We start from the raw sequence: 12,106 nt of genomic DNA on the forward strand, positions 1-12,106 counted from the left end.
ACGCAGGTCCAGAGGGCCCTCGCTGACAAAAACTTAGGTCGGTTGCAGATGAGAATCAAATGCTTTACCCCTGTTACAGTTCTCTTTTGTTTCTTAACTCCGGTAATTCGCCCGGAACCTCTTTCCACACGGTATCAAAGTCCCATGAATCCAGAGGAGCGTTGGTTTTATCAAAAAAATATTGAGGCTGGGTGGGTCCATCAATGCCCGTGCCGTAAGTGTTACAAGAACCCGCGGTGTCCAGGCAGGTTCGAGAAGTGTCAAAAAAACTATTAACAGTATTTGTTGCTGGCGATACTCCCCCGCCAGCTATGGGCCCAACCCCCGACGTACCTTGAATTTGTACTAACGAAAAACTATCATGAACCGACCACCCGATAAGCCCGATACCAACTATTCCGCCGGACATTCCACTGGAAGTAATTGTGCCCGTCGAGTAGCTGCGATGGATCGGACTAGCCCCAAGTCCTCCAAAATCACCAGCTAAGCCGCCATGGTCAGAACCCGTGGCCTCAATTTGAACATTCGAATAGCAGTCATTTATAGAGCTGCCCGCCTGCCCCCTCCCGATTAGACCGCCAATAAAGTCTTGATTCGCGCCAGTGCCGCCCACGAATCCACTAACAGAAGACCGATTGATCGTAGAAGAAAAATTAGAGTAGGCCACGAGCCCCCCGACATTTTGACTGCCTTTTATATTTACGTTCTCCAAATGAAGATCATTAATCTCTGCATTGGATGTGATGTATCCAAAAAGCCCAACGTAAGTTGTAGCGCTCTCAATTGAGAGGTTCAAAATACTAAAACCTTGACCATGTAGCTTTGTAGCTGCTTGAACTGTACTATTTCCAACGGGCGTATAGTCGTTACCAGTCCAGTGAGAAAAGTTCATGTGATTTTGTAGTTTAATGTGAGTCGAGCTCCAGCCAGGCTGTTGCGTAAATAGGTACCACTGACCCACAGAACAAATAGAATAAGCTGTAGGTTCTGTTAACCCGTTAATGCCAGCCTCGCCGGAGTTGGCATATGGAGTATTTGTAGATCGAGCATTTTCCCAGCAGTAGGTCGAAGAGGTGGGGCCGCCGAGGGCTGAAAACACGGGGGGGCCGTTTGTGTACTCTTGCCATAAGTCATCAGTACCAAAAACGGATTCTCCCTCAAAGTCCCATGCATTCATGGGACTATTGGTTTTGTCAAAAAAGTACCCTGGTTGAACCGAAGTATCTATACCATAGGTCGTATTGCCTTGTGGCCCACTACCCACAAACGTGCATGACCCAGCTCCAGCGTTTGTACACGAGGACTGGGTATCAAAAAACACCAAATTTGTTAGGCCTCCATTTATAAGTCCTATGGTAGGGGTGACCGCAGAGCTGCTTGTTTCCACTAGAATGTTCATTATAGAAAAAGATTGATTCAGTCGTGCTCCGTCGAGTTCGCCCACAATTCCACCGACATCACCAGTACCGCTAGTTTCAGATTGGATGCTTCCTATGGCAAGGCAATTATCAATGTTGGCAGAGGCGTATCCCACAAGGCCACCCACGGGAAAGGTGGGTAATATTACAAAGACGTCTGCATGAGCTGAGCAGTCTTTAATTGTGCCGCCCCCGGTATGCCTTCCAACGAGCCCGCCAATGTTGCCTGAGCCACCGCGAACAACACCGTGAACAGACACTTGGCGGATTGTAGTTACGTTTCCGCTTTGTCCGACAAGAAGACCTACGTTGTTTGCCCCCTTTACAGAGGCGTTCACCAAATGCAACTTTTGTATATATGCGTTGTCAGTTCGCCCGAATAAGCCGGCATTGTCTCCACCAATAAACACAGAAAGGTTTTTGATTACATGGTTGCGTCCATTAAACTGGCCGGTAAACGGAGTGAACAAGTCACCAATAATATTAAAGTCAGCGCCACTGATCGTTTTCATGTTGATGTCGGCTCTTAACTCAAAAAATTTGTCGTAGTCTGTTGAGTTTGTGCCAACGGCATTGAGTTGAGTAGCTGTACATATGCCAAATGCTGTACTTGAGTCGAGTCCCGTACCTCCGGCCTCTCCTGAGTTGGCATATGGACTGTTGTTGGTGCGGGAAGGGCTACAGTAGGTTGGCGTCGCCTCTGCTGCTGTGCCGCCAGAGGAATCGAAAACACCATCGGCATTTACGGAGCAAACGAGAAATGAATAAGTACTGTCTTCAACAAGACCAGTCACCTGATAACTTGTTCCGGTTATTTGTGAACTCAATACCAAAGTGCCTGATTCACAATCGGCCGGTGGAGTATTTCCAATTTGATAAGCGATGATATAATCGTCGGCACCTTGTGCAGGGGCCCAACTTAGAGTAATTGCGGATTCATTGTCCACAGTAGCCGTGATCCAGGCGGGTGACGCAGGCAAAGGTAGGTCGGTGGTTGAGCCGATGCTTTTATAGCGGCCACTGATTCGATTATCGCCAAGCTGACAGGACGAAAGCAAGAAACTAACGGAAACTAGTGCCAGCGCCATGCCTACCAGGCGAGCACCAGTGGGTCTGTAGCGTAAAACTTTTTTTGATCGATTTCTTAAAACCAAAACGTCTCCCCTCAAAAAAACGCCCTACAAATAATATACTTTTGTCGCCGCGATATCGCTAGTGATTTTGACTTTCCAGTGTCAGCAGCAAACTAGCTAAACTCCAGGGTTTAGCACTACAGGGATTCTCCGACTAAGGGCAGCTACCGGCACCACAGCTCACATATGAAATGCTGCCCCCATTCAGGTTGACGCTGCTCGTACCATAGAGGCTAAGTGAATTGATATTTGAGGCACTAAAACCCATGAGGTCAAAAATACCAGACTGAAGGGTCAAACTAGAGCTATTGAAGCTAAGATGAGTGCCTGCCTGCACGGTGCCGGATGAGTTAATTGCAAAAGGTCCAGGCATAATGCCACCATTGAGGCGAAATACTTGATTCGAGCCGGTCAGATTGATCAACGTAGAGCCATTTCTGGCGGTGTCATAAATATCCACATCGCCTTCAACATTGATTGTAGAGCCATAAAGGTAAATTTTTGATGCTGATCCGGCAGAACCATAGGCGAAGTTACCAAGAACATTCAGTTCATCGCCAGACTGAAGGGTCCAAGAGCTGGAGTTTGCGTGATACCCATCAGCTGTAATAATTAAATTGTTGAGATCAAGGCTGCCGTCCACGTCTATGCTGCTACTTGAAGCACAATAGCTGGTGTACGAACGAATTCGTAGGGTGCCGTTATTATGCTGAAACTGCGCGGAAGGCGACACCGTAAAACTAGAGTTTCGACAAAATCCACCCACCGTAAGCGTACCAGTGGGCGCAACAAAAGTACCGCTTGAAACCACAAGCCCTTCGGCTTCAACGCTACTCGTGCCGGCAGCCGGACTAAGTGTGCCTGAGGGCTTATTGACGATCACAAAGGGGGCACGAGCCCCTAAAGCCGAATACTCTTGGTTGGCGGCCCCAATAAACTCAATTTGACCATTGCCGCCACTGCTATACTCCATATGAAAGTCTTTTTGAATTTTTATGCGACCGGTTTTTAAGCCGGCATTTGAACCAGCGTCTGACCCAAGTTGCTGATAGGAATTTACCACGTTTAACGGCTGCCCTAGAATGTCTAGATTAAGCGTGTACGAGTAGTGGCCGTTTGTTCGAAAGATAACGTTATAAAATGAAGTTTCTTGGCCTAGATTCACTTTAATCTCAGCGCCACAGTAGTTGGCATATACATAAAACTCGACAAGGCTGTTGTTGTGGTTAAAACTTGCGCCATTTTCCACATTGAAGTTCGAAGTTTTGCACGAAGAGTATTGAAATAAACGGTGAGTCGTGGATTGAAACTGGGCATCTCCTCCCAATATAAAGTTACCGTTAATTCGAATTTCCGAGTCGCCACCCACAAAACTTCCGCTCTTTTGAGAATACGAAGTGGCAGTGATGGTTCGGCCCGAATTTTGAGTGATTTGCCCTTCATAGTCAGCGAGCACTTGAATGCTTGTCACATCAACTGATTCATCAACTTGAATATCACAGTTATTTTCACAAATTGAAAAGATATAGACATCGCTGCTACTGTTTGGCTTCACCCCACCAGTACAGGCCCCTGCAACAACAGAGCCGCACCAGTTTTCAGTGTCAGACCAAACCCCTGAGCCCGCAGCGCCCGTCCATGTCAACGGGCTTGCCACATAAAATAGAATCTCTCCATTTGCTGTTTCACCTTTGCCATCGTTAACTACAAAAGTGATAGCGTCGGGGCCCACGTAACTGGCATCAGGAATGTATTTGTAGACATTGTTACCCTGATCCACAAATTGCCCGTGGCTCGGAGCGTTTACAGTTTCAACCACCACTGTGTCACCGTTGGGATCTGAGGCATTAACCAACAAGTTGATATCCTGCCCGAGAGAATTCACTTCCACGATGGCTTTTTGATTGCCGGCAGTAGGTGGCGAATTTACGTTCACAGTGACTTGAATGATCTGAGTGTGGCCTTGATAGCTCACAGATATTTGCCCTGATCCAGATTGGGAGGCTGTAAACACGGCGCTCTTGCCGCCACTTTGAATATTTAAGTTACCGATACTGCCATCAAGTATCCACGAGACGGGCACGTTTATTTTCTCATCAGGAGCGGATTGATAAAATGCGTAGATTTCTAAATTTTCAAATAAATCGAGGTCAAAGTTTGAAAGATTTGAGCCTGAGCCGTCGGATGATAAAGAAATGGTGAGGGGTTCGGCAGGCGCCTGTGGAGCATCAGGGACGTCACCCGGCAAGGAAGATGGATTTTTAGAAAAGTCTCCAGTGAGCTTGGTTTCAAGCTTGCAACCGACTAAAAATAAAAAAACTAACATTGCGATCGAAAAACGTACAGCAACTCGCATTTGTTAAACCCCTCTTAAATGGTGAATTCCCTATTCTCCATTCAGCTCCACTTAAAATGATAGCAGAGTTGGTCTGAAGGTCCTAATTAAACCAGTGCATTGTCTCAAGATGATTCAAAACATGTTTGAATAGCCAGTTGCTGTGCAAAAATAGTGGCGTGGGTGAAGCCAAGTCTTCAGCCAAAACCTTAGCCAGACTCACCTATTGTCGTCGTAACTCTGCTTTGACAAGGTAATTTAGAGGTCGTGAACGCATCTAAAGCCTTGCTGATTCCAAGATACAGTGGGCAAATTTTCCTGCCAAGCCGAAAAAATACCGATACGATTTTCCCACTGCAATGTCTCCGAAAAATGGCCGCCTCGGTAAATGCCTCGTCCTGAAGTTGCTGAATCGGCCTTATTCAAGATACCCAGTCCTAAATCATCAAGGTCTGTTGCGCCGTAGGTTGCTAAATGAAGTGGTAAAAATCCATTTTCATCTAGCAGGTCCATGGTTGCATAGGTGTCAAGGGAGTTTTGTTCGTTGAGTTGATAATACTGGGCCCAAGGGGCACCACAACAATTGGAACTTATGAGGCCACCAGCACCATCAATGTCAACCCATGAATTCATGTTACCGGCAAGGTCCCAAATGATTTCACCATTCGACAGGGTATGGGTGCGCTTTTGCCAATAGTCGTTATCTAATGGGTTTAAGCAGTTTGGATTGTTTGTTCCGAAACAGGCGTCGTTATCATCTGTTGAGGCGGCTAAAAAATCTTGGCCGGCATTGGCCCAACCATCACTATGGCCAGTATTTAAGTGGCCGTTTCCAATGGCGCCGCCAGACCAGTTGCTTGGCACCGACTCAATGTTTCGAGCGACCGTCATCCATTCGGCATTGGTTACTAAATGGTATTCGCTGCCGAGGCTTGCGCACTCAGAAATTGACGTGGCTAAATTCATGGCGCCCCAGGGTAAATCTTGCGCCCGGGATTGGGGCGTGTGGGTGCTTGCTGCAGCTACGCCCAAGGCTTTGCCATCTACGGGCGAACTGTCGGCATCCAAAACGGCTTTCATTTCATACTTAGAGAGGCAAAAATCAGAAGATCGGGAGCCTAAAGCAGCGTCTCCAGGCACCAACACGTAACCCGGGTTGCAATCGCTGGCCGGGGCGCCCCCTCCACCTTCGTTACCGCCATTGTTGTCGGGCCCACCGCCGCCGGCGCTATTGTCAGAAACGGTGCCATTTAATGAACTACCAAGTTTACAACCAATACTTGTCAAAAATACTGATGCGACTATTAAAATCCTCAATAAAAACACACTCGACTCCTTTCGGTCACGGTCTGGCGTTAACTTAATTTTACCACTGGCCGAGCCAACAAAAAATAAATTGTTGAACGGTGTCTTATAATGAGATGTAAGTACGGGTTCTTTTTTGAGATCGTCAGTTAGATAGAATAGTTCACGATCAAAATTCGGCTAGCGAACTTTTATAAACTTCAAAGCCCCCAAGCGATCTTTTCAAGCGCTTCGGTCTCTTCCGCCCAGTAATTGAAATCTTTAAACTGTGGAAAAAGCTGTGGGAACGTGGGATCTTGCCAGCGGCTGGCAATCCAAGCGGCATAGCGAACAATGCGAAGCCCTCTTAGGGGCTCAAATAAACGTGTTTGACGGAAGTCGAATTCTCTAAGTTCTTCATAGCCTGACAAAATTTCTTCTTGCTCGACCTTTGAATCCTCACCGCCAGTAAACAGCATCCAAAAATCTTGTGCTGGAGGTCCCATGCAAAAATCATCGAAATCCACAAAGAAAAACACAGGCTTTTCCCCGGCGGCATCGCTGTGTAGCAGATTGCCTCTATGGCAGTCGCCGTGGATTCTTATAAACTCATTTTCATCTATTGCGCTTTCAAGATATTCAAATATTTCAGTGGCGGCCTCTTCATACCGTTGCCAGACTTCGGGGCTGACCCAGTCTTCTAAAAAATCAAGAGCCGGCCATCCCGCTGTATCTGTATTGAGATAGGGGCGGTGTTTTGCTGATTGCCGTGCGCCTACGTTGTGAAGCTGGGCTAGAGATCGACCAATAGCGTGGTAGTCTTCAATAAAAAGCTCTTCAGGCATGCGGCCAAAAAACTTCGGAAAAAGGCCAACAAACATTCCATGGTATTCAGAAAGCGTAGAGCCGTTTTTTTGCTGAAGAGGGGCCACCGTGGGCAATCCAGCCTGTTTGAGTTCTAAAAGAAATTGGTGTTCTTCAAGAATAGCCTCTTTTGACCACCGGCCGGGTCGATAAAATTTTGCTATTACGCGGTCTCGTAATTCTTCAGAACTGGTGCCAGGCTCAAGACGTAAATCAAACACCCTGTTCTCAAAGGAGTTCAGCTGCATATATTCACCCGTGGGGGAAAACCCCGCGGCATCAAGGGCCTGCATCACCTCATTGGGATCAAGCTCGTAGAATTTCTTTGGGTTTTTAACAGCCAACTCAAACATGGCCCCAATCTATCGAACAAATCAAATAGACACAAATACTCTATGGGTATTGCCTGAGAGCCCCATCTAGTGGGATTATTACCCTACATGGGTTTATTTTCTCAGGCCAACAGTAACAAGTTTGAGTTTCGAGGGTTTTCAGTGAGTGTGCTGAGGCGGCCCTATCAGCGCACCATCGGCGTTACGGTTAAACCCAGCGGACTGATAGCGGTCACAGCATCAAAGACGACTCCCCATCGACTGATTAACAATTTTCTTAAAAAATGCGAACCGTGGATAGAGAAGGTGCAGTGTGAATACTCAGATCTTCGAAAAAAATATCCCAAAAAACTGGGCCTACAAGGCGAGCCTTATTTATTTAAGGGCGAGGTGAAGCATTTGGACTTTGCGCCTTATTTAAAATCCAAAATGACCTTTCACGTGGGCGCAAATGGACTCAACTGCTATGTGGGGCAAGGCGATTGGTCAAACGCCTATTTGATTGTGCCACAGAGGCAGGTGATAAACCCCATTAGGCGGTTTTACAAAAACCAGGGTCGAAGATTTTTAACTGAATGGGTTGAGAGTTATTCCCAGCAGATGCAGCTTTATCCGAAAAAATTGTCGTTTCGTTCACAAAAAACCCGGTGGGGGAGTTGTTCAAGCTATGGATCCATCAGTTTGAACTGGCGCCTGATAGCGGCACCGGTGGAGGTGGCCCAATACGTGGTGATTCACGAGTTGGCCCACTTAAAATATCAAAATCACTCGCACCAGTTCTGGAATTTAGTGGAACAACACTGCCCACAGTGGCGTGTGCACCGTCGATGGTTGAGTGAAAACCAATATGAGTTTGACTTTCTGGCAGAGTCTTCTGAGTTGCATCCGGAGGACGGCTTTTAAAGTTGGTCCAACGTATTAAAATGATTGCCAATTTGTGAAATCCTAGCGATCCTAAAAGTCGTAGATTTTCGATGAGGTGCACACAGCTATGAATCACAACACATCAGAGATAAACTCACGCCAGATAAAACCCACAGCGCCAGCCTTGGGTGCGTACACGGACTATCGGCGTTTTTTAAAAGACTTCTACGAATTCAAACGCGCCTCAGACCCGCAATCCATCAGGCCTTATTCTTATGCCCATTTCAGTGCGGCGGCCGATATTAAATCACCCAATTATTTAAAGATGATCATCGAGGGCAAAAGAAATCTCTCAAAGTCTATGGTGGCAAAGTTTGCAAAGGCTCTGCAGCTCACTCGGGCTGAGACAGACGAGTTTGAGGTGTTGGTTCTCTACGGACAGGCCGCCGATGCCCTTGAAAAAAACCGTTACCTGAAAAGCCTTTCTGAGCTTCGGGTGAAGAGAAAGATCGAAAACGGTGAGCTTGACGGGCAGGCCTGGAGCAAGGTGCCCTCATGGGTGGCCTTTGCACTTCAAGCCTTAGCTGAGCAAAAGGGTGTGGAGTTCACTGCTCAAAACTTAAGGCAAATTCTTGGCGGTCGAGCCACGGTAGACGAAATCCAACGTACGCTTGATATGATGATCAAAAACGGAGACCTGGTTAGAGATCAAGAATCCGGCGTGATCAGTCGCGGGCTAAAGCCAGCCCAAAACACCGAGGAGCTTCCGCCAGCGGCCGTAAGAAAGCTGCAGGCCGAGCTGATCTACCTTGGTATGGAGTCGTTATTAGAGGGCCGGCCTGAGGAGCGCGAGTTTGGTTCTGTGACCTTGGCGCTCACGGAAGAAGAGTTTAAGCAGCTCAAGTTTGAGCTTCGCCACTTTAGAAAGCGCATCTACAAAGAGACACTGGTCAATAGAGAACAAAAACCAGGCGACCGAGTCTTTCAATTTAATATTCAGTTGTTTCCGATTTCAGAGGGATCTTAGGCCAAAACAAGAGACTTCAGTTCGGCCCTAGCGATGAACAGGAAGGAACTCATCATTCCAACGTTCTTTCTCGAGGGGGGGAGGGGGAAAGAGCCCACCGCTAGAGCCTTATGAAGCTTTCAGCATACGTTCCACTTCAGCCTACATTCAGCAATCTAAAGAAGGAGCAAGGTTTAGGCCAAAAGTTGGGCTGTGTCTAGAGTCATTTAATAAGTCTATACGTGAATTTTGAAAGACCTGAGTCCGCCAAAAGTGTCACTTTGGTGCGGATAATGTCATTGTTACAGGGTTAAGCGAGTGATTGATGGATTTTCTTAATACATTGATCACTGATCACCACAAGCCCAGCGTTTCGGGCTGTTTCTTCGGCGTCTGCATTTGTAACACCCTCTTGCAGCCAAAGCACCTTAGCCTTAAGGCGTATGGACTCGCTGGCCACCTTTGGTACGAACTCCGGTGCTCGAAACACATCCACAATTTCTAAGGGGCCGGGAACATCGGCTAACGTAGGATAGACGGCACAGCCTAAGATTTCGCTGCAGCCCGGGCGTACGCCCACTACCTGAAATCCCTGGTCAATCAGATAACGGGCCACCTTATGGCTATCCCGTTCCGGCTTCGGGCTGAGGCCGATAATGGCAATTTTCTTATAGGTGGCGAACAAATTTTTGTACTCTTCGGGTTTCACTGACAGCGCCTTTCAAAAATACAGTAACCAATGGCTATGTCTTACCAACCGGACAAGGGCAGGGCAATCTTCGAGGTCAAAGCTATAAAAAAAGAGGCAAAGGCTCCTAAAAAATAAACCTCACGGCGCCCCGGCTGGCCGCAGGGCCACCCGCGACATTTCAAGTTCTCGGTACACGTCAATGGGTGAGGTCAGTGTGTAGGCCAATAGTCGTTGCAAGAAAAACTCATAGAGCTCATAGGAGGCATCGTCGGCGAGCGAACGAAAGTAAGCCCGAGCCTCGTTTATCCCCACAGGTTGGGCTTTTAAAACCAAATAGGCATCATGGTAGCGTTTGGCCAAGGTGGCATAAGAAGAGGATCTTTTGTCCCGTCGTTCTACGAAAAACTTAGTGAAATATTGCAGGTCACCCTTTGAAGCCAACGCAGCAATGTAAAATCCGAGAGAATAGTGGCCATTGGGGCCAGTCAGAGACTCTTCGTGCGCCCCAAATGCCGCCAAGAGTTCTGCTATCATCACCTCAATTTCAGGAAAGCTCGTGGATCCATGCTTTTTGACTTTAGCGGCCTCCGAAAAATCCATTTCAAGCTGGCCCCAGTTTTCGAGGTCTTCCCCCAGGGTAGTTGCCGCCATTTTTATCATTTCCGGTACAATGGTGCGTCCAATCCACTGAGCAGATAGGCCAGAAGTCAGCATTTTTCTAAACTGTTCAGGAAAGCTATCTAAAAGGGCCCGAGTGTACCGGCCCTCAAGGCAAAATCGGCTGCACGAATCAAGTGAGCCAATTTCTGAGGAAGTTTTTAATAAGTTAGAAAATAGTACATTGCTGTTTTGAGCAATGAACTTTTGCACCAGATCCTCTTTAGATACCGGAAACTGAATCACAGACCGGCAAGATTGATCAGGCCCCCCCTGAGAGAAGCTGAGCGGCGAAAAAGCCAAAAATCCAAAGAAAAACGAGAAGGCCAAGGTCAATGGGTGACGAAAACTCACAAACGTACTCCTAAATCTGGGGGCAGAGCTCAAACTAACAGCAACTTCTATGCCCAAATGTAGCTGAATCTTGACAGAACTCCCTCAGAGACCCATGTTTAGTACTGAATAAAGTTCTTTGAAATTATGGGGGCGACATGGCTTCGACGTGGGTCGTGAAGCTTAAGGAGCATGCCGGGGCGCTCGTGGACCTCGATAAAAACGAGCATTATGTAGTTGGCACTACTGAAATGCCTCTTGCTGCCTAATTAGTGCAGCTTGCGCCGACTAAGTAAGGGGTGACGTTACTTAGAAGGTGTCATTATAGTCACCTCGATGAGATGTTGTTTTCTCCAGAGCATCTCGTTTAAAAAAGCTGGGGGAAGGTCAATCCGAAGTTTGTTTGTGGACGCCAGATTGATCTAAATAAAACACAAACTAAGCATGTAGCCGCCTTAATGTGAATCACTTGCGGACGCGGGTTCGATTCCCGCCGCCTCCACCAAATTTTTCAACTGGTAAGTCCCCCGAAACGGGGGAAAACCTAAACCCTTTAAACCATGAACTAAAACAGGAGGCCCGCAGACGCGAGTTCACCTGGGGATCGTTAGTCGAAATTAGCGAATGTTAATCGGCTTAGCCCCACATTTGCCCCATTCTTGCCCCACGTTTTTTGAGCGAGTTTTTGTAAAACTACATGCTTAGAAAATTCAAAGTAGGAGCAAGAAAACCAAGTCAGTTTTCAAACAGTTAGAGTTCCATGCCTATGTGAAATGTGCCTACACACATAGAAAGGAACTACTATGTCTAAGAAAAGCGGTCAAAAACACAAAACCAAAGAGAGTCGTACACTCCAATTTCTGCGCCAGCAGGCTGGGCTGAGCACCCGAGGTGCAGCCAAAGCCTCTGGCCTGAAAGATGGGATCATCAACCATCTGGAGCACGGGCGGGTTCGTGTGCATCCTCATCATTTGGAGGCATTGCTCCCAGCATATGGAGCCACACGAAAAACCTATGAGATGTTCGCCTCTGGCAAGGTGCCCTTGCCTCAAGATTTGAGGAAGGAGTGCCTGGAAATCGTCCAAGAGATGTCTCCGGAGCAATTGCAAACAGCTCATCCGGTACTTCAATCACTTTCAAAGAATAACTAGGAGGTCTGCCATGATTACACTATTACTACGATTAATGC

At 47.3% G+C, this 12,106-nt stretch carries 9 protein-coding genes and 1 other RNA gene; 4 read left to right on the forward strand and 6 right to left on the reverse strand.

Annotated elements, in window-relative coordinates:
- Positions 1–73: 73 nt before the first annotated feature.
- The 4 genes from H6626_12685 to H6626_12700 form a co-directional block, all read right to left on the reverse strand.
- Positions 74–2,572, reverse strand: a complete 2,499-nt coding sequence (locus H6626_12685) for a fibronectin type III domain-containing protein (GenBank protein ID USN47032.1) — start codon at positions 2,570–2,572, stop codon at positions 74–76.
- 133 nt (positions 2,573–2,705) lie between these two features.
- Complete coding sequence (locus tag H6626_12690) at positions 2,706–4,907, reverse strand: Ig-like domain-containing protein (protein ID USN47033.1); 2,202 nt, start codon at positions 4,905–4,907, stop codon at positions 2,706–2,708.
- Positions 4,908–5,144: 237 nt separating this feature from the next.
- The gene (locus tag H6626_12695; protein ID USN47034.1) at positions 5,145–6,212 is read right to left on the reverse strand and encodes a hypothetical protein; all 1,068 of its coding nucleotides are present in this window, start codon (positions 6,210–6,212) and stop codon (positions 5,145–5,147) included.
- Between the two features lie 179 nt (positions 6,213–6,391).
- Positions 6,392–7,387 carry a serine/threonine protein kinase gene (locus H6626_12700; protein USN47035.1) on the reverse strand — a complete coding sequence of 332 codons (996 nt, stop codon included), beginning with the start codon at positions 7,385–7,387 and terminating at the stop codon, positions 6,392–6,394.
- A gap of 87 nt (positions 7,388–7,474) precedes the next feature.
- On the opposite strand from H6626_12700, the gene H6626_12705 reads away from it, so the two are divergent.
- Together H6626_12705 and H6626_12710 are read left to right on the forward strand one after the other, a co-directional pair.
- Positions 7,475–8,269, forward strand: a complete 795-nt coding sequence (locus tag H6626_12705) for a M48 family metallopeptidase (protein ID USN47036.1) — start codon at positions 7,475–7,477, stop codon at positions 8,267–8,269.
- A gap of 88 nt (positions 8,270–8,357) precedes the next feature.
- Entirely contained in the window at positions 8,358–9,257 is a 900-nt protein-coding gene (locus tag H6626_12710; protein ID USN47037.1) for a TIGR02147 family protein, read from the forward strand.
- 289 nt (positions 9,258–9,546) lie between these two features.
- Here the strand turns inward: H6626_12710 and H6626_12715 are convergent, their stop codons facing one another.
- Complete coding sequence (locus H6626_12715; protein USN49037.1) at positions 9,547–9,951, reverse strand: CoA-binding protein; 405 nt, start codon at positions 9,949–9,951, stop codon at positions 9,547–9,549.
- A gap of 114 nt (positions 9,952–10,065) precedes the next feature.
- Positions 10,066–10,938 (reverse strand): hypothetical protein, encoded by an 873-nt coding sequence (locus H6626_12720; protein ID USN47038.1) that lies wholly within the window; start codon positions 10,936–10,938, stop codon positions 10,066–10,068.
- Between the two features lie 128 nt (positions 10,939–11,066).
- Between H6626_12720 and ssrA the strand changes: the two genes are divergently transcribed.
- Both ssrA and H6626_12730 read left to right on the forward strand, forming a co-directional pair.
- Positions 11,067–11,422: a transfer-messenger RNA gene (gene ssrA, locus H6626_12725) on the forward strand.
- Positions 11,423–11,720: 298 nt separating this feature from the next.
- Entirely contained in the window at positions 11,721–12,068 is a 348-nt protein-coding gene (locus tag H6626_12730) for a helix-turn-helix domain-containing protein (GenBank protein USN47039.1), read from the forward strand.
- The last annotated feature ends 38 nt before the right edge of the window (positions 12,069–12,106 follow it).

The sequence above is a fragment of the Pseudobdellovibrionaceae bacterium genome (genome assembly GCA_023898385.1).
Classification (GTDB): Bacteria; Bdellovibrionota; Bdellovibrionia; order Bdellovibrionales; family UBA1609.